Below are 20,757 nucleotides of genomic sequence, written 5' to 3' on the forward strand. Positions count from 1 at the left end.
GCGAGGCCAGACGCTCCACACAAAAAAAGAACAGTCCCCTGTGGGGGGGGGGGGTGGTTTGTTTTTTTTGGCTTCTCCCCCCCCCCCCCCCCCCCCCCTCCCCCCCCCCCAGCACACCCCCCCCCCCCCCCCCCCCCCCCCCCCCCGCGGGCCCCCCCCCCCTCCCCGCCCCCCCCCCCCGCGGCGTTGTCAGTGGCGCGTGCCATGGTGGGCGCATGGAGATCGACGAGGTGCTCGCCGTCAACGCCCGGACGGAGAACGGGCAGAGGTATCTGTGGAGTTCGGCGGACGAACTGCGGCAGGCGGTGCGCGGGCTCGGCGCGGCCGGGAACCGCTTCCTGATCGTCCAGCGCGTCCCGGACCTGCCGAGGGTGTTCGCGCAGGTGTGGCACGAGGCGGGCGGCGACTTCCGTCTCGAACACCGGCGTGGCGCGGACGAGTTCTCCGGTACGGACCTCACGGACCCGGACCGGGTGGCGGAGCTGCTGGCCGGCTGGGCGCGGGAGGACGACGGCTGGGACGCGGGCGTGGCCTGGGAGCCGGTCCCGGTGCTGCCGCGCGAGGAGACACCCGCGCTCGCGGCCGAGGTGGCGGCCAGCGCCGAGGAGCTGGTGCACGCCCTGCTCCGGGACGGCTACCTGGGGATCGACCGGCTCGTCCAGGAGACCGTGGACCTGATGGCGGACGACGGCCGGGAGGGCGCCGGGCCGGTCTCCCCGGCCCAGGCGCGCGAGATCGTGGAGCGGCTCTGGGTGGCGCGGGTGGCGGAGCAGCGGGCGTGGGCCGGGCTCACCGACCCGGACCGGCTGACGCGGGCGTTCACGGCCCTGGAGCGCGAAGGCGTCGTCGCCCGCGAGGACTTCGCCTGCTGCCGCTCCTGCGGCATGGCCGAGATCGGCGCCGAGGCCGAGGACGCGGGCGGCGCCCGGGGCTTCGTCTTCTTCCACCACCAGGGCACCCGCTCCGCCGCCGAGGGCCACGGCCTCAGCCTCTACTACGGCGGCTTCGACGGCTCGGCCGGGACCACCACGGCCGTCGGCCGCGTGGTGGTCGCCGCCCTGACCGCCGCCGGGCTGTCCGCAGTGTGGGACGGCAATCCGGACAAGGCGATCGAGCTCACCCCGCTGACCTGGCACAAACGCCTGGTGGGATGAGGTGGGCAGGATCAGGATCCCGCCAGGGACGCGTCCAAGCAGTGAGAGGAGGGTCCTGTTTCCGGGCTGTGTCTGCTTCAATGGGCGCATGGCCAGCTACCAGAAGTACACCGCGACGGGTCGCCATGACCTCGAGCCCTTCTGGCCTTCCCGTCAGCACCACGACTTCGACCGGGTGTGTTGCCGCGCGATGAACGCGCGGGCCCTCTAAAGCCGTACACCCCGGCCTTCGGCCAGCGCGAAACGCAGAACGTCCCCGGCGCGCCCGACCACGAATCGCGGCCGTCGTCCCGACCGACGAACTCCTCGCGCGAAAGAGCTGACGTCTCATGGCGACCACTCGTTCTCTCTCCCCCGCCTCCGCCCTCGCCTCCTCCTCCGCCGCCCGGCACCGGCTGCGTGCCGTCGACCGGGACGAGGTGGTGGACATGGCGGACTTCCTGCCGCCGGGCGCCACCTGGCTGCCCGCCCCGCAGCACACCCTGCCCGCCCTGCCCGGCCAGCCGCCGATGATCGGCTACCTGGTGCTGGTGCCGGCGGACCAGCGGCCGCCGTTCCTGCCCGTCGCGGTGCCGGACGCGCAGGAGCAGGCGGACGAGCCGGCCGAGCGGGCCGCGAGCGGCACCCGGCCGCTCGTCACCGTCGACGCCGGGCAGCGCACCGCCCAGGTCGACGGGCGTGAACTCGACCTCACCTACCTGGAGTTCGAGCTCCTCGCCCACCTGGTCGCGCACCCGAACCGGGTGCACACCCGCGACCAGCTGGTCACCACGGTCTGGGGCTACGGCCATGTCGGCGACGGCCGCACGGTCGACGTCCATGTCGCCCGACTGCGCCGCAAGCTCGGCGCCGAGCACCGGGGCGCGATCCAGACGGTCCGCCGGGTCGGCTACAAGTACACCCCGCCGACCGGCCGCTGACGAGTCGCTCTGCCCTCGGCAGAGTCCCGTTCCGTCCGGCGTCCGCTCCGGGCAAGATCACCGGCATGAGACTTCTCGTACTGGGTGGTTCCGAGTTCGTGGGGCGGGCCGTCGTGACGGCGGCGCAGGGGCGTGGCTGGGAGGTGACCGTCTTCCACCGGGGACAGCAACCGCCCCCGCCGGGTGTGCGGGCGCTGCACGGCGACCGCACCGCGCCCGGGGGTCTCGCCGCCCTCGCCGACGGCACCGAATGGGACGCGGTCGTCGACACCTGGTCGGCCGCGCCCCGCGCGGTGCGGGAGACGGCACGGCTGCTGCGGGACCGCGCCGGACGGTACGCGTACGTGTCGAGCTTGTCGGTGTACGACTGGCCGCGCCCGGCCGGTTTCACCGAGGACACGGCAGTGGTGACGGGGGCCGCGGCCGACGCCGGGCCGACCGACTACACGCGGGACAAGCGGGGCGGTGAGCTGGCCGCCGTGGAGTCCTTCGGCGCGGACGGCTCGGTGCTGGTGCGGGCCGGGATGATCCTCGGGCCGTACGAGAACGTCGGCCGGCTGCCCTGGTGGCTGCACCGGATCGCCCGGGGCGGCCCGGTGCTGGCACCGGGCCCGCACGACCTGCCCGTCCAGTTCGTGGACGCCCGTGATCTCGCCGAGTGGACCCTGGGCGCGGTCGAGCAGGGCCTGTCCGGGCCGTACAACCTGGCCGGGCCGCCCGGCCACACCACGATGGGCGCGCTGCTGGAGGCCTGCCGCCGGGTCACGGGCTCGGCCGCGGAGCTCCGCTGGACCGACCCCGAGGTGATCCTCGCCGCCGGGATCGAGCCGTGGGTCCAGCTGCCGGTGTGGGTGCCGCCGGGGAGCGAGTCGCACGACGCCATGCATCGCATGGACGTGTCGCGGGCGGTGGCGGCGGGGCTGGTCTGCAGGCCGGCCGAGGAGACCGTGGCGGACACCTGGGGGTGGCTTGAGGAGGCCGGAGGCGAGGCGCCGCTCCGACCGGGCCGTACGACCGTGGGGCTGGACCCGGCGGTGGAGGCGAGGGTGCTCGGCCTTCCGGCAGGAGGGTCGTGATCAAGCCGCGGGTCGGTGGCGGCTTGTCGCGCCCACGCGGCGGAGCCGTATGTCGGACATAGCCCCGCGCCCCTGACGGGGCGCTGCAGTCCTCGGGGTGTATCTGGCACCACCCCCTCACATGGGGCTTCGGGCCAGTGACCCGTGGAGAGTCGGTCGGCCAGACTGGCCGCATGACGACGAACACGAACAGCGGTGGCTTCCGCGACCGGACGCGTGAGGTGCTGCTGGCCGCCGTGCGGGGGCTGGTGCTGGCGCTGGTGATGCCGGCGATCTCGATCCTCTGCTTCGTCCTGACCGCGGTCTCCGTCGCGCTGATCCCGAGCGGCCTCGGCATCCTCACGACCCCCTGGATCCTCGGCGGCGTGCGGGACGTGGCGGACGTGCGGCGGCGGCTCGCCGACGAGTGGTGCGGGGTGCGGATCCCGTCGGCGTACCGGCCGGTGCCGGCGAACGCCAACCCCTGGACCCGCACCCTCGCGCTGCTCCAGGACCCGCAGGTCGGGCGGGACGTGCTGTGGCTGCTCGTGGACATGACGGCCGGGTTCGTGACGGCGCTGCTGCCGGCGGTGCTCGTGTTCTACCCGTTGGAGGGGTTCGCGGTGGCCGCCGGGCTGTGGCGGGTGCTGGGGGACGGCTACTGGTACGGCTTCGTGCCGGTCAGCGGGCAGGCCACCGCGTTCGCCGCCGCCGGGCTCGGTGCCGTCATCCTCGTCGCCGCTTTCCGCTACGCCCCGGCCCTGCTGACCGTCCACTTCAAGCTCACCCGCGCTGTCCTCGACACCGGGCAGGGTCAACTCGTGGAGCGGGTACGGGTGTTGACCGAGACCCGGAAGGACGCGGTGGACACCTCGGCGGCCGAACTGCGCCGGATCGAACGGGATCTGCACGACGGGGCCCAGGCCCGGCTGGTCGCCATGGGCATGGACCTGGGGACCATCGAGATGCTCCTGGACAAGGATCCCGAGAAGGCGAGGCAGTTGCTCGCACAGGCCCGGCGGGCGTCGGTGGAGGCCCTGGGGGAACTGCGCGACCTGGTGCGGGGCATTCATCCGCCGGTGCTGGCCGAGCGCGGCCTCGGGGACGCGGTACGGGCGCTGGCGCTGCGGCTGCCGGTGCCCACGGAGGTGACCGTGGACCTGCCGGGCCGGGCGGACGCGCCGGTGGAGTCGGCCGCGTACTTCGCGGTGAGCGAGGTGCTGACCAACGCGGTCAAGCACGCCGGCGCCGACCGGATCTGGGTGGACCTGCATCACCGTGAGGGCATGCTGCGGATCTCGGTCACCGACCACGGCCGGGGCGGCGCGGTGATCGGCGCCGGGTCGGGGCTCGCCGGGGTCGAGCGGCGGCTCGGTACATTCGACGGCGTCCTGGCCGTCAGCAGCCCCGCGGGCGGCCCCACCATGGTCACCATGGAGATTCCGTGCGCGTTGTCCTAGCCGAAGACCTGTTCCTGTTGCGCGACGGGCTGGTCCGGCTGCTGGAGGCCTACGACTTCGAGATCGCGGCCGCCGTCGAGACCGGCCCCGAACTCACCCGGGCGCTGGCCGAACTGGAGCCGGACGTGGCGGTGGTGGACGTACGGCTGCCGCCCACGCACACCGACGAGGGGCTGCAGTGCGCGCTCACGGCCCGGCGGAACCGGCCGGGGCTGCCGGTGCTGGTCCTGTCCCAGCACGTGGAGCAGCTGTACGCGCGGGAGCTGCTGGCCGACGGCAGCGGCGGGGTGGGGTATCTGCTGAAGGACCGGGTGTTCGACGCGGAGCAGTTCGTGGACGCCGTACGGCGGGTCGCGGCGGGCGGTACGGCCATGGACCCGCAGGTGATCCAGCAGCTGTTGTCCCGGCGTTCCGGCGACCGGCCGCTCGCCGGCTTGACACCGCGCGAGCAGGAGGTGCTGGAGCTGATGGCGCAGGGCCGCTCGAACGCGGCGATCGCCGGGCAGCTCGTCGTCACGGAACGGGCCATCGCGAAGCACACCTCCAACATCTTCACCAAACTGGGACTTGAGGTGTCGGACGACGACAATCGGCGCGTCCTGGCGGTGCTCGCGTATCTGGACCGCGACCGCTGATTTTCCAGAAATCTCCCTGCTCAAACGGCAGTTGTGCCCCAAGTGCGTAACAACTCTCTGATGAATTTGTGAGACGCCTGAACACGCCTGAGACGGGCTGCGTATGAAAGGACGCCGCTTCACTCCTGTCGGGCGCCTCGATGCCGCCCCGCAAGGAAGGTCTGAGGAGTTCCATGGGACGCAACATACGCAAACGCCGCTCGCCGCTGACCGTCAAGGTCATAGCCGCATCGGCGGCTGTCGCACTCGGCGGGGGCGGGCTGCTGTATGCGCAGATGAACGCTTCGGCTCACGAGTCGAACAACTCGGCGCAGAACTACACGAAGGCCGCCTCCGCGACGGTGGCGACCATCTCCTGCCCGGACGTCGGCCAGAAGCTGACGAACGTGCCCGCCAAGGCCAAGATGGGGGTGGCGGCGGAACTGGCGAAACTCGACAAGCAGATCACCGAGGCCTACGCCCGCCTCGCCTCCACCCGTCAGGCCCAGGCGAACGACGCGAACTTCGTGCAGAACGCGATCGTCGGCCCCCTGAAGGAGAAGCGGGCGGCCACGATCGACCGGATCCGGATCGACATCACCCGGGTCGGCGGACAGTTCGACAGCTCGCTGGCCCAGCTCGCCGCCTGCACCACGCAGACCGCCAACCAGACCACCGCCGGCGGTGGCAACAACAACGGTGGTCAGAACAACAACAACGGCCAGAACAACGGCGGGCAGAACAACAACGGGAACAACGGCCAGGCCACGGCCGCCCCGAGTGCCAGCGCCAGCGCCCCGGCCAACATCGGCGGGCAGGCGGGCAACGGCCCGGTCGCGGCCGACTTCGTGGACATCACGAAGGTCGCGCCGAACGTCCTGGCCAAGCCGGCGAAGCAGCGCACCGCCTCGACCGGTAGCTTCACCACCCGCTGCGGTGTGAACGCGAACAAGAACCACAACACAGACAACGTCATCGTGGCGCCCGGCGTGACCAACGGCGCGCACCACCTGCACGACTACGTCGGCAACCAGAAGGTCAACGCGTTCGCCACCAACGACTCGATGCTGGCGGCGCCGAGCTCCTGCCAGAACCAGAGCGACCTGTCGTCGTACTACTGGCCGGTCGTGCGTGTCCAGGACGGCTCGCAGGACTTCGACCAGAACGCGGACGGCGGTGGCAAGGAAGGCAACGTCGGCAAGATCCTGACCCCGCAGTCGGCGCAGATCAAGTACGTCGGCAGCCCGGCCAGCAAGGTCGTCGCGATGCCGCAGTTCCTGCGCATCATCACCGGTGACGCCAAGACCACGACCAACGGTCTGGCCAACGCCAACGCGCACTGGAGCTGCACCGGCTTCGAGAACAAGGTCCAGCTGACCGAGCAGTACCCGATCTGCCCGCAGGGCAGCAACGTGGTCCGCATCTTCGCCTTCCAGAGCTGCTGGGACGGCGTCAACATCGACAGCGCCAACCACCGTACGCACGTGGCCTTCGCGGACCCGGCGAGCGGTGTCTGCGGGAACGGCTTCAAGGCCATTCCGCAGCTGACGATGAGCCTGGTCTACAAGATCACGCCCCCCACCATCCAGGCGGACGGCACGGTGAAGAACGCCTACGCCGTGGACGGTTTCCCGGAGCAGCTGCACAAGCCGTCGACCGACCACGACGACTTCATCAGCGTCACCAAGAACAACCTGGCGGCGAAGATCGCCAACTGCATCAACTCCGGCCGCAAGTGCCAGTGAGCAACAGCTAGCAGCCGATAGCGAGAAGGCGGGCGGTGGGAGATCCCACCGCCCGCCTTCTCGTGTGTGCCGGGGGGTTCAGCTGGTGTGCTTGCTGTGGTCGGTCCCGATCTCCTCTTCGCCGCCCAGCTTGGTCCGGAGCGCCTTGACCACCTTGTCGTCGCCGACGGCGACCCACTTGCGGCCGACGAGGTAGAAACCGCCGTAGTCCTTGGCGTCGTTGATCCACTCGCGCTGGCCGCGGTCGGTGGCGAAGGTGGCGAAGACGAACTTGCCGGCCGCGGTCTTGCAGATGGCCTGGCGGACCTCGTCGGAGTCGATCTGCATGTCCGGGGTGCACTTCACCTTGGCGGCCAGGCTCTCCAGGCTGCCGGTGGCGGTCACCGGGATCTTCGCCTCCGCGCTGCTGTCACCGGATCCACAGCCCGCCAGCGCCAGTACGGCCGCCGCGCCGGCCACGGCGAGCATCGGTCGGGTCAACCTCATCTGTTCCTCCGGTCGCGTTGCTGCCGGCCCCGGGAATGGCTTCGGGGCCCTCCCCTTCGATACGGCCGTGGGGCGCGGGGCGCTCAAATCAAACAGGGGTCCAGGATGCCGTGGTCACCCGGGTGGCGGTGACCTACCAACGGGTCGCTCGTTCTTCAGGACGTGCAGTCACAGGATGTAGCCCAGCGTCACGCAGCAGCCTCCGCCGGAGCCCTGGGTCCGGCCGTCGACGTCGAGCAGGCCGAGGCCGCGCTCGTCGAGCACTACCCACGGCTGGTCCGGCTCGCCTATCTGGTGCTGCCGCCGGGCCTGCCCCGGGGCCGCCGCGTCCTGACCGCGCACTCCCTGGTCCAGCGGGCGCTGCCGCGCGGCCGTAAGCAGGCCCCGGTGATCCCGGCCCAGTCCACCGGCCGGAACACCGACCCCGGGTACGCCCTGGTCCGCCTCGAAGTGGTGCGTACGGCACTGGAGGCAGGCCTGCCGCTCAGGCTGACCGCGTGGCCCAAGCGGGCCCAGCTGCCGCCGCTGCTCCCCCAGGTGTGGGGCCTCAGGCTCTTCCCGCGTTCCGGCGGCGCCGACGAACTCGCCCTGGACCAGCGCCTCGCCGCCCTGTCCGGGCCGGCCCGCGCCGCCTATGCCCTGCGCGGTTTCGAGCAGCTCCCCGACGGCGACGTCCGCAAGGTCCTCCGGGCCGCCGGGGTGGAGCAGCCGGACAACGCGCTCGCCGACGCGAACGGCGTGCCGGCCGAGTACCCGCTGCTCGACTCCCCCGAGTTCGACCCCTGTTCCCTGCAGGCCCGGCCCACCGATCTGATGCGGCGCCGCCGGCACACCAAGGCCGCGCTGGCCGCCGCGGCCGCGCTCGCGGTGTGCGGGGCGCTGGTCGCCCTCCCGGGTGGCGGCTGGGGCGCCGACGGCGCGGCGGCGCCGGTGTACGCGCAGAACCCGGCCGCCCAGGCCGCCCTGGACCCGGCCCAGGTGACGAGGGCCCCGGCCACCGCCTGGAAGACCGCCGCCCGCACCGACTTCTCCGCCTGGCCCGCGCGCGGCGCCCTCACCGGCGACACCGCGCTGCTGCGCCGCGCCCTCGCCGTCTGGGCGCGCCCCGGCAAGACCGTCCGCGTCTCGGCGACCCCCGGCACCCAGACCGGGGGCCCGGCAGGACCGCCCCAGCTGCTGTACGCGGGCGTCGTCGACAGCGCCCGGGTCGTGATCTTCTACGACGGTCTGCGCATCGCCCGGTACGCCGAGCCGAAGGACGGCACCCAGGGCGCGGCCCTGGACTTCGCCCGCGTCGACGGCGCGACCGGCGTCGAGGCGGAGGCGATGGTACTGGGCCGCTCCGACGGCAACGTCCGCTATCTGACGGCTCCCTGGGTGACCAGGGCGGCCGAGCGGGACCTGGTGAAACCGACCGCGGGGGCGATGGACCTCGGGCTGACCGACGGGGTGACCGGTCCGCTGGCCAGTCCCGCCCTCCAGCAGGGTGCGTGCACGTCCTGGAACGTGCTCCAGCTGACCGACGCGCAGGGTTCGCACCTCTCGACCGACCTGGGCGAACTGGTGCCGGCCCGCCTCACCTCGGGCCGGCCCGGGTACACCGACGAGGCCTCGGGCGCGAAGCCGCTGAGCGACTGGGCGCCGTTCGCCTGCTCGCTGTCCGCGGAGCGGTCCGCGGGGGTGCGCAGCGTCAACGCCTGGGCGTTCGCGGAGCAGCCGCTGCCCGATGCCGGCGGCACCGCGTCGTGGGTGTGCACGCGTGCGGAGACCTGGCGGGGCGACGGCGCGGTGTCGCTGGCCCAGTTCCGGACTCCGGGCGGCCGGTACGGGGCGGTGGCGGCGAAGGGGTCCGGCGTGACGGCGTGCGGTCCGCGTGATCCGCAGGTGCTGGCCGGGGTGTTGTGGAAGTCCGGGGCCGGGCAGTGGTACCTGCTGGCCGCGGGCAGCCGCGACACGGCGTCGATCCGGGCGACCGGCGGGGTCACCGCGTCGGCCCGGGGGACGCTGCTGGCGGCCAAGGCGAAACAAGGGGCGCAGGCCGACCTGACGGGGACACTGGAGGACGGGAGCGAGATCAGCGGGCTACGGTGAGCTCCCCACACACCGAACCTTGCTGACACTTCCGTAAACAAGCTCCGCCACGGGTCTTCTCACGCTGCCCTACCCGTCAGTACATTGACGCCATGTCCAACAAGCAGCCGCAACCGGTGGCGTCCGAACACATCGCGCTCACGGCCCGCAACGTGTCCTTCGCCTGGCAGGACACCCCGCTGCACTGGGTGCCCGGCGATCCGCTCGCCACGCACACCATCAACGTGCTGCATCTGCTGCTGCCCGCCGGCGAGCGCTGGTTCGTGCACGTCTACAAGCAGGTGCTGCCCCTGATCCGCGACGAACGGCTGCGCGCGGACGTCGTCGGGTTCATCGGGCAGGAGGCGATGCACTCCCAGGCCCATGACGAGGTGCTGCCCCACCTCAAGGAGCTGGGGCTCGACCCGGCGCCGTACACCGCGCAGGTCGACTGGTTCTTCGAGAAGCTGCTCGGCGACCGGACCCTGCCGCCGGGCCGGGCGCGCCGCTGGTGGCTCCTTGAACGGGTCGCGCTGATCGCGGCCATCGAGCACTACACCGCCTTCCTCGGCGACTGGGTGCTCAACGCCGACGAACTGGACCGGCGCGGCGCCGACCCGACCATGCTGGACCTGCTGCGCTGGCACGGCGCCGAGGAGGTCGAGCACCGGTCGGTCGCCTTCGACCTGTTCCAGCACGTCGACGGCGGCTACCGGCGGCGGGTGCGGACCTGGGCGACGGCGTTCGCGGCGATCGTGTTCCTGTGGCAGCGCGGCGCCCGTTTCTTCATGGCGAACGACCCGACGCTCCTCGAAGGCCGGGCCCGGCTGAAGGACTTCTATCTCGCCGGCCGGCGCGGCACCCTGCCCGCCGCCGGCGACATGCTCAGGTCCATACCGAGGTACCTGGGCCGCGGCTACCACCCCTCCCAGGAGGGCTCCACCGCCCAGGCGGTCGCCTACCTCGCCTCCTCCCCCGCCGCGCGGGCCGCGGAGCACGCCGGGCAGGGGGCGAAGTGATGCCGAGGCTGCGGACCGTCGTCGCCCTCGCGGGCGCCGCACTGCTCGTCAAGCGCGCCATGAGACGCCGCATAGAGGTCTCCCCGCTGTGGCCGATGCCGGCCCTGGATCCGCCGACCTCCGGACAGCCCCGCTCCCGGGCGCTGCGGCTGCGGGTCGCCTCGCGCACGACGGTCGCGGACGGGGTCGTCCAACTACGCCTGGAAGGCGGGCGGTTGCCGGGCTGGGAGCCGGGGGCGCATCTCGACGTGGTGCTGCCGTCGGGGCTGGTCCGGCAGTACTCGCTGTGCGGGGACCCGGCGGACACCTCCTCGTACACGATCGCCACGCGGCTGGTCGCGGACGGGCGGGGCGGTTCCCGGGAGGTCCACGAGCAGGTGGCCGAGGGAATGGAGCTGGAGGTGCGCGGGCCGCGCAACCGCTTCCCGCTCGTCGGGGCCGACTCCTATGTCTTCGTCGCCGGGGGCATCGGCATCACCCCGATCCTGTCGATGGTGCGGGCCGTGCCGACGGGTGCGGAGTGGCGGCTGCTGTACTGCGGACGCAGCCGGGCGTCGATGCCGTTCCTGGCGGAGCTGGCCGGGGACGACCGGGTCACGGTCGTCGCGGAGGACGAGGACGGCCGCCCGGACCTCGACGCGCTGACGGTCCCCGAGGGCGCGCTGGTGTACTGCTGCGGCCCGCAGGGGCTGATGGCGGCGGTGGAGGAGCGGTTCCCCGCCGTCCGCCTCGAACGCTTCGCCCCAGGCACCGGCAGCGCGGGCAACAAGGAGTTCGAGCTGGAACTGCGGCGCAGCGGGCGGACGTTGACGGTGCCGGCCGACTCGACCGTGCTGGCCGCGGTGCGGGCGGAACTGCCCGACACGGCGTACTCCTGCGCACAGGGGTTCTGCGGGACCTGCCGGCAGCGGGTGCTGGCCGGCGAGGTGGAGCACCGGGACGAGCTGCTGACGGACACGGAGCGTGCCGACTCGATGCTGATCTGCGTATCCCGGGCGCGCGGGGGGAGACTTGTGCTGGATCTGTGAACGCCCAGGACGGGTCAGGTCCGTTGGAGGCCGGATCCGATCGGTAAGGTGTTCGTATGAGTACCGGGGTACGCCGCAGATTGGGAGTCGAGGAGCGGCGGCAGCAGTTGATCGGCGTCGCCCTCGAACTGTTCAGCCGTCGATCACCCGACGAGGTCTCGATAGACGAGATAGCGTCGGCCGCTGGCATCTCGCGGCCACTCGTCTACCACTACTTCCCCGGCAAACTCAGCCTGTACGAGGCCGCGTTGAAGCGTGCTTCGGAGGATCTCGCGGGGCGCTTCGCAGAGCCGCAGGAAGGCCCGCTCGGGTCGCGGCTGCTGCGGGTGATGCGGCGCTTCTTCGACTTCGTCGACGAACACGGGCCCGGTTTCGCCGCGTTGATGCGCGGCGGCCCGGCGGTCGGCTCGTCCGCGACCAACGCGCTCATCGACTCCGTGCGGCAGGCCGCCTACGAGCAGATCCTCTCGCACCTCGACGTCACCGAGGCGCCGGCCCGCCTGGAACTGGTCGTCCGCTCCTGGATCTCCCTCGCCGAGTCGACGGCGCTGATCTGGCTGGACGGCCGGCGCATCCCCCGCGCCGAACTGGAGGTCCAGCTCGTCCACGACTTCGCGGCGCTGGCCGCCGTCAGCGCTGCCCAGGACGAGGAGATGAGCACCCTGCTGAAGCGGATGGTCAAGGACGAACCGGGCGACGGCCCGTTCGCGGACCTGGCGGTCCGGCTGCTCGCGCTGGCGGGCTGAGCCGCAGCGCCCCGTAAGGGGCGCGGGGCTGCATCGACATGCGGCTCCGCCGCGGGGCGCGACCAGCCACGGACCGCGCGACAGCCGAACGACGACCCAGGGCGGCGGAACCAGACCTAGCCCTCGTACTTCCGGTACGACGCGTCCAGGTCCCGCACCTCCGCGGACGCGTGCAGGACGACCCCGTCCTCCGGTTCGATGTGCTTGCGGAGCAGCTCCAGCGTGGCCTGTGTCAGCCTCTCCTTCGTCTCGTCGCTGCGCCCGGCGAGGAGCCCGAAGGTCACATGCACGATGGCGTGGCCACCCGCCCGGGGGTCCTCGTATCCGAACGCGCAGTACTCGGTGGGCCGGAACAGGGTCTTGCACGCCTCCGGCTTCGCCGCGGCGATCTCGACGGTCGCCTCGTGCAGTTCCCGTGCGAAGCCCTCGAAGTCGAAGGCGTCTTCCACCGGGTGCGAGTAGTCGACGGTGATCTGCGGCATGGGCCCTCCTGGTCAGCGTGAACTGGCGCCCAGCCTAGTCCGCCAGGCTCAGTGCCAGCAGGGCGACATCGTCCTCCCGGTCGCGGCCGAAGCAGGCCAGGAGGGTGTCGCACAGGGCCTCCAGGCCGGGCAGGGCGCCGACGGCGGCGGCACGGAGTTGTTCCATCGAGACCGTGAGGTCGGTGCCCCGGGTCTCGATCAGGCCGTCGGTGACCATGAGGAGCCGGTCGGTGGGTTCGAGGACCAGCTCGGTGGGCGGCGGGTGCGGCAGGCCCACGCCGAGCAGCGGACCGGAGGCCTTCACGTACTCGGCGCTGCCATCGTCACCCAGTATCAGCGGCGGGATGTGACCGGCGTTGGCGATGCGGGTGCGCCCGGTCCGCGGATCGATCAGGGCCAGGCAGACGGTGGCCGTGACCTCGGCGTGGTAGTGCTGGAGCAGCCGGTCGAGCCGTTCGGCGAGCGCGGCCGGGTCGCTCTCCGCGAGGCAGTAGGCGCGCAGCGCGTGCCGCAGTTCGACCATGACGGTGGCCGCGTCCAGCGAGTGCCCGACGACGTCCCCCACCGCGGTGAGCACGCCGTCGCCGACCCGCAGCGCGGCGTAGAAGTCGCCGCCGATCTCCGTCTCCCGGGAGGCGGGTTCGTATCGCACCGCTATGTCGACGCCCGGCAGCTCGGGCAGCTGGTGCGGGCGGGGCAGGAAGCTGTGCTGGAGGGTGAGCGCGACATGCCGCTCCACCTGGTACATGAGCAGGGGCTCGGCGGCCAGCGCGGTGGCCTGCGCCAGTTGGGCCAGCAGTGCCTCGCCGTCGGGGCTGACCCGGCGCAGCCCGCGGGTGGGCGTGGCCAGACAGACCGGCGCCTTGCCGTCCTGGGTGAGGACCACCGCCAGCCGGGCGTCGTGCTGCACCCCGGGCCGGAAGAACCCGGCGGGCCACAGCGGGGACGGCACGGTGGTGATCTGGACCCCGGACTGCCCTCGGGTGAGCCGCCGCAGCAGCCCGGCGACGTCCTGGTGGGCGCCCTCGTCGGGCAGGGCGAGGGAGGTGCGCTCCCGGCTCAGGCCGCGGTACAGCTCGCCGTCCCGGTCGAGGACGAAGACGGCGGCGGGGCAGCCGAGCAGCCGTGCGGCGCCGTCCGCCGCCGCGTCGGCCAGTTCGTGCAGCGAGCGCGCCGACTGGATGGTGACGATCGTCTCCGACAGCTGCCTGAGCCGTCGCACCAGCGCCTGGTCGTCGGCGCGCAGCCGGGCGGCGCGGACCGCGGTCCGGACCGCCGCCTCGATGTCCTCAGGCTCGGCGGGCACGGTCAGATATGCCTCGGCGCCCATCTCGAGCCCCGGGCAGCGGTCCGCCGGGACGGCGGAGAGCGCGGAGAAGTGCACCACGGGCAGGCCGCCCATGTGCGGCCGCTCCTTGAGCCGGCGGCACAGCTCGAAGCCGCTCATGTCCGGCAGGTGCACATCGATGAGGGCCACGTCGGGCAGCCGGCCCTTGCGCAGCCGTACGTCGAGTTCGCTGAGCGCCTCCTGGCCGCGGCCGACCGCGACGACCTCGTGACCGGCCCGGCGCAGCACGGTGCCCATCGCGTACCGGCTCGCGGCCTCGTCGTCCACGATCAGCACGGTGGTGTCTGTCAGCTTGCCGTTGACGTCCATTTACCAGCCCCTGGACAACGCCGGTGGGGCAGCACCCGGTTCTGGGCCTGCCCCACCAAAGTAGTGCGGATGTCATGCGGTCCGGGAGAACACCGCCACGGTGCGTCCCGGAACGATGAACGTACCCGCTTCCCGGTCGTACGATGCGGACTTGACGACGGAATCCGCGCCGGCCGCCTGCACCGGGTGCAGCCGGTAACCGGTACCGGCCACCGCGCTCACCCGCTGCTCCTGCCGCTCCGGCGTCGCGTTGAACACGACGACCAGGTCTCCGATTTCCATGGTGATCACGCCGGGCGTCTCGTCCTTACCGGACAGCGGGAACGAGAGCTTCGACTGCACCTGTCCAGCCGTGTCCAGCGAGAACACGTTGTCGGTCGTACGGATTCTCAGCAGATCGCGGTAGGCGGCCGAGGCTCCGTCGATCTCCGCGCAGCCGACGCGCACCGAACTCAGCAACGGCTTGGCGTACGGCCACTTGGAGGCGTTGTCGGCGGCCGTCGGCAGCCCGCGGCCGAAGCCGTTGCCGTCGGAGCAGTTCCAGTGGATGGCGTTGAACCAGTCGCCGCTGTCGAAGGAGTTGCGGTCCAGGGACTTGGAGCGGAGCAGGTCCGTGCCCGCCTGGGAGAGCGACGGGCCCTGTGACAGGGCGGCCGTGGCCATCGCCAGGACCTGCATCCTGGCCCGGTCGGAGGCGCTGGTGGTGGCCGGCAGCTTGTAGGTCAGCGCGTCGAACAGCGACTCGTTGTCATGCGCGTCGACGTAGGCGAGGGCGTCGCCGGGCGCGTCCGCGTAACCGGCGGGCGAGCCGTTGTAGTCGATCTCGGCGCCGGTGACCTCCTTGCCGTCGGTGTCGGTGAACCGGTACCTGGCGAGGTTGCCGCTCAGGCCGACCTTGATCAGGTCCTGGTAGTGCAGCAGCCGGGCCTTCTGCTCGGCCGGAGTGCCGTTGGCCGTGGACGCGTTGGGGTCGGTGTAGAGCCCGGACGCGAAGCCCTGGACGCCGGGGTCGGCGTCGAAGGGGCTGCCGCCGCGTACGGCGTCCCGGGCGCGGTCGGAGAAGGTGGCGATGCCGGTGCCGGCCATGTTGGCCTGCGTGGCCTGGACGAACCGGGCGTCGTCGGCGACCTCGCCGAAGTTCCAGCCCTCGCCGTACAGGATGATCTTCTTGCCGTCGACGCCGTCCTTCTTCGGGGTCAGCGCGTCGAGTGCCTTCCGGACCGCCAGGATGTTGGCCTTCGGGTGGTGGCCCATCAGGTCGAAGCGGAAGCCGTCGACCTTGTACTCCTTGGCCCAGGTGACGATCGAGTCGACCACCAGCTTGCCCATCATGGCGTTCTCGGGCGCGGTGTTGGCGCAGCAGGTGCTGTTCGCGACCGAGCCGTCGGCGAGCAGCCGCTGGTAGTAACCGGGCACGATCTTGTCGAGGACGGACGTGTCCGCCTGTCCGCTCGCCGCGGTGTGGTTGTAGACGACGTCCATGACGACCCGCAGGCCGTCCTCGTTCAGCGACTTGACCATCCGCCGGAACTGGACCGTGCGGGCGGTGCCGTCGGGGTCGGTGGCGTACGACCCCTCGGGGACCGTGAAGTGGTAGGGGTCGTACCCCCAGTTGTAGGCGTCCTTGGCGGCGGTCGCGGCGACGCACTCCTGCTGCCGGGCGGAGTCGGCCGGGTAGGAGGCGAGATCGCAGTCGGGGCTCGCCTGGTCCGCCTTCTTCTCGGGCACGGTGGCGAAGTCGAAGGCCGGGAGGAGATGGACGTACGACGTCCCGGACTTCGCGAGTGCGCGCAGGTGCTTCGAGCCGTCGCTGCCCTGGTCGGTGAAGGCCAGGTACGTGCCCCGGTCCCCGGCCGGGACCGTGGAGTCCGCCACCGAGTAGTCCCGGATGTGCAGCTCCTGGATCTGGGCGTCCTTCAGCGGGACGGCCTTGGGCTTGGTGTACGTCGACCAGCCGCCCGGGGTGAGGGACTTGTCGGCCAGGTCGACGACGAGACTGCGCTCGGAGTTCGCGGTGAGCGCGACCGAGTAGGGGTCGGTGACCTTGTTGGTCACCAGCTTCCGGACGCTGGGCGCCCAGACCTTCACGACGTACCGGTAGGGCTTGCTCTTCCAGGACGCGGGGCCGGTGACGGACCAGACGCCGGTGGCGGGGTCGCGGTGCATCGTCTTCAGCGAGCCGTCGAGTTCGAGGGCGATGCTCTGCGCGGTCGGCGCCCAGACGGAGAGGGTCGGCTTTCCGCGGTGGAAGACCGGACCGAGACTCGCCGTCGTCGCCTTGGCGTACACGTCGTCGAGCACCCCGGCGATCTGTACGCCCGTCGCGGCCAGCACCGCGCCGTTCGCGGCCCGTTGAGAGGCGACCAGCTGTCCGTCGAGCGCCTCGCGCACCCGGCTCCGGTCGCGCGGGTCGACCGACCAGGCGGTGTAGTCCTTCAGGTGCGGGAACTCGGCCTTCTGGGCGTCGGTGAGGGTGGTCTTCGTCAGCCGCAGCCACCGCTCGTCGTCGCTGGTCAGCGTCCCGTCCTTGACGGTGATGGAACCGTCGTGGGAGTAGAGGAGCTGGGTGGAGGCGGCGCCGTCGGCGCCGTCCCAGGCGACCGTGGACCGGTCGATCCAGATCGCCTTGGAGGTGGTCAGGTCGAGGGCGGCCGCGCTGCCGGCGGGCTGCGGGAGCAGGTACTTCTCCTGGCCGTTCAGCAGCCACACCTCGTGGCCGCTGGAGGTGAGGTCCAGGGACTGGTCGGCGGAGAGATCCTTCTCGTCGCCGTTGTGGATGATGTAGCTGAGGCTGGTGGCACCCTCGGCGAGCGGTACCTCGAAGACCGCGCCATAGGCGTCGGTCCGCACCGGCTTCAGGGGGCTCGACCAGTCGGTGGGGTTCGCGGCGCCCGTCCAGACGTGCAGGCCCCAGCCGTCGTAGTTCCCGTCGGCGCGGTGGTAGTGGACGACCGCCTTGGTGGTGTCCTGGGCGGGGTACTCGGGTCGCTTCGTCAGTACGTCCGCCTTCCCCTGCTCGATCCAGACCTCGCCCGTCTTGGTGACGTCGATGGAGCGGTCGGCGGAGACGTCCTTGTCGCCGTTCTTGTCGACGACGAGGAAGCCGACGTTCGAGGCGCCGGACTTCAGCTTGACGTAGGCGAAGGCGCCGTACGCGTCGCGGCCGACGAACGGGTGACCGGCGGGCCAGGTGGTCGCCTCGCCGTCGGCGATGTCGCCCCAGGCGTACAGGCCCCAGTCGGCGTAGTCGCCGTCGGTGCGCCGGTAGTGGACGATCGCGTAGTCGCGGGAGGAGGCGGTGGGGGTCTCCGGGGCGGCCGGCGTGCCGGAGCTGCTCTCGGCCGTGGCGGCGGCGCGGTGGCCCGCCGAGTCGACGACGACCGCCTTGTAGCGCAGGGCGGTGCCGGCCGGGAGGTCCTCGGCGAGGGTCTGGGTGACCTTGTAGGGGGCGTGGTCGGCGGAGCCGAGGGTGGTCCACCTGCCGTTGCCGACCTGGGCGGCGAAGACGACCCGGTCGAGCTGACCGCCGGTGACGTTCGCGGTGAGGTCGACGGTGCCGGTGGCGCCGGCGGCCGGGGCGATGAGGGTGATCTCCGGGCTGGTGGCGGGCTTGTCGAGGGGGCCGGTGGCCTTGTAGACGACGGCGGATCCGGCCGGGACGGTGACGGTCAGCCGGTCCGCGCCGTCGGAGGTCAGGGTGCCGTCGGTGCCGTAGAGCGCGCGGTAGCGCATGTCGGCGGAGCCGGTGGTGAAGGTCGCCGTCTTGGCCGTGTCGGCGTTGTTGAAGGCGACGACGTACTCCTGGCCGGTCCTGGCGTCCGTCCGGGTGAACGCGTAGACGCCGGCGCCGTCGGCGGCGTAGCGCTCGGTCTGGACACCGTCGGCGAGGGCCGGGTTGTCCTTGCGGAGCTTGCCGAGAGCACTGATCTGCTTGTAGAGCGGCGCACTTGTGTCGTACGAGTCGCTGGCGGCGGTCCGGTCCGTACCGATCTCGTCGTCGTCCAGATAGTCGGCGACCTTCGACGCGAACATCGTCTGCCGGGCGTCCTTGTCCCCGCCCGAGCCGGTGAAGCCCTGCTCGTCGCCGTAGTAGACGACCGGGTTGCCCCGGCTGAGGAACATCACCTCGTTGGCGAGCCGGTCCTTGGCCAGGAGCTGGGCGTCCGTGGCCTTCGGGTTGTCCTGCTCCAGGAAGTACCCGATCCGGCCCATGTCGTGGTTGCCGAGGAAGGTGACCTGCTCGTAGGCGTTGGCCTTGTCGGTCGTGTACTTGTAGTCGTCGCCGAAGACGCTCGCCAGCTTCCGCGCGCTGCCGCCCTGGGAGGCGTAGGCGCGGGCCGCGTCCTGGAAGGGGAAGTCCAGGGTCGCGTCCAACCGCCCCTGGGTGACGTACGGAGAGGTGACCGAGGTGTCGGCGGAGTAGGTCTCACCGAACATGAAGAAGTTCTTACGGCCGTGCCGCGCCGCGTACGTGTCGAGCGCGGTCGCCCACTGGGTCCAGAACTCCATGTTGACGTTCTTGACGGTGTCGATCCGGAAGCCGTCGATGTCGTAGTCCCGCACCCACCGCTGGTAGATCTTCTCCATCCCGCTGACGACCTCGGGACGCTCGGTCCACAGGTCGTCCAGGCCCGAGAAGTCGCCGTAGGTCGCGGACTCGCCGGCGAAGGTCGAGTCGCCCCGGTTGTGGTACATCGTCGGGTCGTTGAGCCAGGACGGCACCTTGCTGTCGTCGGCCACGGTCGGCGTGCGCGGGAAGGAGGCGGCGGAGACGGCCGGGAACTTCTCGCCGCCGGCCGCGTAGTCGGCGTCGTCGAAGGGCTGCCCGTCCTTGGTCAGGTAGGGGAAGGCGCCCTTGGAGAGGTAGTCGTACGACTTCTCCTCGTAGTCGACGACGTCGGCGGTGTGGTTGGTGATGACGTCGAAGAAGACCTTCATCCCCTTGGCGTGCGCCTTGGAGATCAGGGTCTCCAGGTCCTTGTTGGTCCCGAAGTGCGGGTCGACCTGGGTGAAGTCGGTGATCCAGTAACCGTGGTAGCCGGCCGAGGCGTTGCTGCCCGTGCCCTGCACCGGCTTGTTCTTGAAGATGGGGGCCATCCACAGGGCGGTGGTGCCGAGCCCCTTGATGTAGTCGAGCCGCTTGGTCAGGCCCTTGAGGTCACCGCCCTGGTAGAAGCCCTTGTCGGTGGGGTCGTACCCGGTGGAGAGGCGGGAGCCGGTGAGGCCGCCCTGGTCGTTGCCGGTGTCGCCGTTGGCGAAACGGTCCGGCATGACGAAGTAGAACTGCTCGCGGGTGTCGTCGTGCCGGGCGGGCTCGGCGGCGAGCTTCGCGTCGGAGGGCGGTGCGGGCGGGGCGGCGGCGTGTGCGGCGAGGGGCTGCACGAGCGCGGCGGCGAGGGCGGCGACGGCGACGGCCGCGACCCGTCTGACATGTATCACCGGTGTGAACTCCTAGCGATTGCGGCTCTCTTGGGTCCGACCCCGCGCGACCGTACCGCCGCCGAAAGGCTTACAGCAAGAGGCTTGCAATTCACAGCAAGAACTTTCACGAAGTGTATTGACGCGGGATCCCAACTTCCGCACTCTCACGGGTTGTTGAAGCCTGCCCCCGCCCTTTCCGAGCCTTTCGGAGCCGCACATGACCACCAGACACCGCCCCCCGGGTGACCTCCGCCGCCCGGCGGGCGCGCCGGCCGCGGGCGCCCTCGCACTGACCGGCGTGATCGCCCTCCCGCCCTCGCCCGCGCAGGCGGACACCACCGCCAAGGGCGATGTGTCTGTCTCCTGAACTGAAACGGCGTTCAGGCGCCGCCTATGGGGAAAACCCCCAGGTCAGGGCTGCCCGTGGTAGGTGAACTCCAGGCTGTACCCATCGGGGTCGAGAACGTTGGCCGCGTAGTATCCGGGAACGAAGTAGGGGCGCTCCCCGGGTGCGCCGTTGTCGGTCGCCCCCGCCGCCATGGCCGCCGCGTACGCCGCGTCGACGACCTCTCTCGAGGGTGCGGTGAAGCCGACGTGCGTGGCGTGTCCCTGGCTGTCGCCTTCGCGCAGCCAGAACGTGAAGGCCGTGTCGGTGCCGAACCCTGCGAGGTCGCCGACCCACTCCGGGGCGGTTGAGCCGTCGAAGTCGAACACGTGGCGCATGCCCAGCGGCTTCAGCGCCCGGCTGTAGAACTCGACTGAGCGTTCCCTGTCGCTCACCGTCAGGAAGACATGGTCGATCATTGTGCTCATCTCTTTCCGGAGACCGAGGACGCCGCCTACGCAAGCGCCCAGGACTGGTTGGATTGCTGCATCTCGGCCTCCCGGGAGGCCGAGCCG

The 20,757-nt window shown here is 71.4% G+C and carries 16 protein-coding genes; 11 read left to right on the top strand and 5 right to left on the bottom strand.

Going from position 1 to position 20,757, the window contains the following annotated elements:
- Positions 1-215: 215 nt before the first annotated feature.
- The 6 genes from ACZ5K7_RS06050 to ACZ5K7_RS06075 all read left to right on the top strand — a co-directional run bounded on the left by ACZ5K7_RS06050 (position 216) and on the right by ACZ5K7_RS06075 (position 6,948).
- On the top strand, positions 216-1,154 hold the full coding sequence (locus ACZ5K7_RS06050; RefSeq protein WP_468911009.1) for a DUF6891 domain-containing protein: 939 nt from the start codon (positions 216-218) through the stop codon (positions 1,152-1,154).
- 329 nt (positions 1,155-1,483) lie between these two features.
- Complete coding sequence (locus tag ACZ5K7_RS06055; protein ID WP_351692770.1) at positions 1,484-2,074, top strand: winged helix-turn-helix domain-containing protein; 591 nt, start codon at positions 1,484-1,486, stop codon at positions 2,072-2,074.
- A gap of 65 nt (positions 2,075-2,139) precedes the next feature.
- Positions 2,140-3,150: an NAD-dependent epimerase/dehydratase family protein gene (locus ACZ5K7_RS06060; RefSeq protein WP_468911013.1), complete on the top strand. Its 1,011-nt coding sequence runs from the start codon at positions 2,140-2,142 to the stop codon at positions 3,148-3,150.
- 173 nt (positions 3,151-3,323) lie between these two features.
- Positions 3,324-4,589, top strand: a complete 1,266-nt coding sequence (locus ACZ5K7_RS06065) for a sensor histidine kinase (protein ID WP_468911016.1) — start codon at positions 3,324-3,326, stop codon at positions 4,587-4,589.
- Positions 4,574-5,224 (top strand): response regulator transcription factor, encoded by a 651-nt coding sequence (locus ACZ5K7_RS06070; RefSeq protein WP_351692761.1) that lies wholly within the window; start codon positions 4,574-4,576, stop codon positions 5,222-5,224. The genes ACZ5K7_RS06065 and ACZ5K7_RS06070 overlap by 16 nt, the downstream gene beginning before the upstream one ends.
- 173 nt (positions 5,225-5,397) lie before the next feature.
- The gene (locus tag ACZ5K7_RS06075; protein ID WP_468911020.1) at positions 5,398-6,948 is read left to right on the top strand and encodes a DUF1996 domain-containing protein; all 1,551 of its coding nucleotides are present in this window, start codon (positions 5,398-5,400) and stop codon (positions 6,946-6,948) included.
- Between the two features lie 78 nt (positions 6,949-7,026).
- On the opposite strand, the gene ACZ5K7_RS06080 is transcribed toward ACZ5K7_RS06075, so the two are convergent.
- On the bottom strand, positions 7,027-7,434 hold the full coding sequence (locus ACZ5K7_RS06080; protein WP_468911023.1) for a hypothetical protein: 408 nt from the start codon (positions 7,432-7,434) through the stop codon (positions 7,027-7,029).
- Positions 7,435-7,596: 162 nt separating this feature from the next.
- On the opposite strand from ACZ5K7_RS06080, the gene ACZ5K7_RS06085 reads away from it, so the two are divergent.
- From ACZ5K7_RS06085 to ACZ5K7_RS06100, 4 genes are all read left to right on the top strand, one after another.
- Complete coding sequence (locus tag ACZ5K7_RS06085) at positions 7,597-9,525, top strand: hypothetical protein (protein ID WP_468911025.1); 1,929 nt, start codon at positions 7,597-7,599, stop codon at positions 9,523-9,525.
- A 92-nt stretch (positions 9,526-9,617) separates the two neighbouring features.
- Complete coding sequence (locus tag ACZ5K7_RS06090; RefSeq protein ID WP_351692749.1) at positions 9,618-10,523, top strand: metal-dependent hydrolase; 906 nt, start codon at positions 9,618-9,620, stop codon at positions 10,521-10,523.
- Entirely contained in the window at positions 10,523-11,551 is a 1,029-nt protein-coding gene (locus ACZ5K7_RS06095) for a PDR/VanB family oxidoreductase (protein ID WP_468911028.1), read from the top strand. Before ACZ5K7_RS06090 ends, ACZ5K7_RS06095 begins: the two co-directional genes overlap by 1 nt.
- A gap of 56 nt (positions 11,552-11,607) precedes the next feature.
- Entirely contained in the window at positions 11,608-12,297 is a 690-nt protein-coding gene (locus tag ACZ5K7_RS06100; RefSeq protein ID WP_351692743.1) for a TetR/AcrR family transcriptional regulator, read from the top strand.
- Between the two features lie 116 nt (positions 12,298-12,413).
- Here ACZ5K7_RS06100 and ACZ5K7_RS06105 read toward each other — a convergent pair whose 3' ends face one another.
- The 3 genes from ACZ5K7_RS06105 to pulA form a co-directional block, all read right to left on the bottom strand.
- Positions 12,414-12,779, bottom strand: a complete 366-nt coding sequence (locus ACZ5K7_RS06105) for a 5-carboxymethyl-2-hydroxymuconate Delta-isomerase (RefSeq protein WP_351692740.1) — start codon at positions 12,777-12,779, stop codon at positions 12,414-12,416.
- 34 nt (positions 12,780-12,813) lie between these two features.
- Positions 12,814-14,436: a fused response regulator/phosphatase gene (locus ACZ5K7_RS06110; protein ID WP_351692737.1), complete on the bottom strand. Its 1,623-nt coding sequence runs from the start codon at positions 14,434-14,436 to the stop codon at positions 12,814-12,816.
- A gap of 72 nt (positions 14,437-14,508) precedes the next feature.
- On the bottom strand, positions 14,509-19,875 hold the full coding sequence (gene pulA, locus ACZ5K7_RS06115; protein WP_468911033.1) for a pullulanase-type alpha-1,6-glucosidase: 5,367 nt from the start codon (positions 19,873-19,875) through the stop codon (positions 14,509-14,511).
- A 199-nt stretch (positions 19,876-20,074) separates the two neighbouring features.
- Here pulA and ACZ5K7_RS06120 point away from each other — a divergent pair, with 199 nt between their 5' ends.
- Positions 20,075-20,224 carry a hypothetical protein gene (locus ACZ5K7_RS06120; RefSeq protein ID WP_468911036.1) on the top strand — a complete coding sequence of 50 codons (150 nt, stop codon included), beginning with the start codon at positions 20,075-20,077 and terminating at the stop codon, positions 20,222-20,224.
- A 44-nt stretch (positions 20,225-20,268) separates the two neighbouring features.
- Here ACZ5K7_RS06120 and ACZ5K7_RS06125 read toward each other — a convergent pair whose 3' ends face one another.
- Positions 20,269-20,670: a VOC family protein gene (locus ACZ5K7_RS06125; RefSeq protein ID WP_468911039.1), complete on the bottom strand. Its 402-nt coding sequence runs from the start codon at positions 20,668-20,670 to the stop codon at positions 20,269-20,271.
- Positions 20,671-20,757 lie beyond the last annotated feature (87 nt).

Source organism: Streptomyces sp. NPDC031497, assembly GCF_055580905.1.

Excerpts from the sequence above, each read along its gene's own strand:
- ACZ5K7_RS06055 (WP_351692770.1), top strand. The coding sequence starts at position 1,484 with ATGGCGACCACTCGTTCTCTCTCCCCCGCCTCCGCCCTCGCCTCCTCC.
- ACZ5K7_RS06080 (WP_468911023.1), bottom strand. The coding sequence starts at position 7,434 with ATGAGGTTGACCCGACCGATGCTCGCCGTGGCCGGCGCGGCGGCCGTA.
- ACZ5K7_RS06100 (WP_351692743.1), top strand. The coding sequence starts at position 11,608 with ATGAGTACCGGGGTACGCCGCAGATTGGGAGTCGAGGAGCGGCGGCAG.
- ACZ5K7_RS06060 (WP_468911013.1), top strand. The coding sequence starts at position 2,140 with ATGAGACTTCTCGTACTGGGTGGTTCCGAGTTCGTGGGGCGGGCCGTC.
- ACZ5K7_RS06125 (WP_468911039.1), bottom strand. The coding sequence starts at position 20,670 with ATGAGCACAATGATCGACCATGTCTTCCTGACGGTGAGCGACAGGGAA.
- ACZ5K7_RS06090 (WP_351692749.1), top strand. The coding sequence starts at position 9,618 with ATGTCCAACAAGCAGCCGCAACCGGTGGCGTCCGAACACATCGCGCTC.
- ACZ5K7_RS06065 (WP_468911016.1), top strand. The coding sequence starts at position 3,324 with ATGACGACGAACACGAACAGCGGTGGCTTCCGCGACCGGACGCGTGAG.
- ACZ5K7_RS06110 (WP_351692737.1), bottom strand. The coding sequence starts at position 14,436 with ATGGACGTCAACGGCAAGCTGACAGACACCACCGTGCTGATCGTGGAC.
- ACZ5K7_RS06120 (WP_468911036.1), top strand. The coding sequence starts at position 20,075 with ATGACCACCAGACACCGCCCCCCGGGTGACCTCCGCCGCCCGGCGGGC.
- ACZ5K7_RS06105 (WP_351692740.1), bottom strand. The coding sequence starts at position 12,779 with ATGCCGCAGATCACCGTCGACTACTCGCACCCGGTGGAAGACGCCTTC.
- ACZ5K7_RS06095 (WP_468911028.1), top strand. The coding sequence starts at position 10,523 with ATGCCGAGGCTGCGGACCGTCGTCGCCCTCGCGGGCGCCGCACTGCTC.
- ACZ5K7_RS06050 (WP_468911009.1), top strand. The coding sequence starts at position 216 with ATGGAGATCGACGAGGTGCTCGCCGTCAACGCCCGGACGGAGAACGGG.
- ACZ5K7_RS06075 (WP_468911020.1), top strand. The coding sequence starts at position 5,398 with ATGGGACGCAACATACGCAAACGCCGCTCGCCGCTGACCGTCAAGGTC.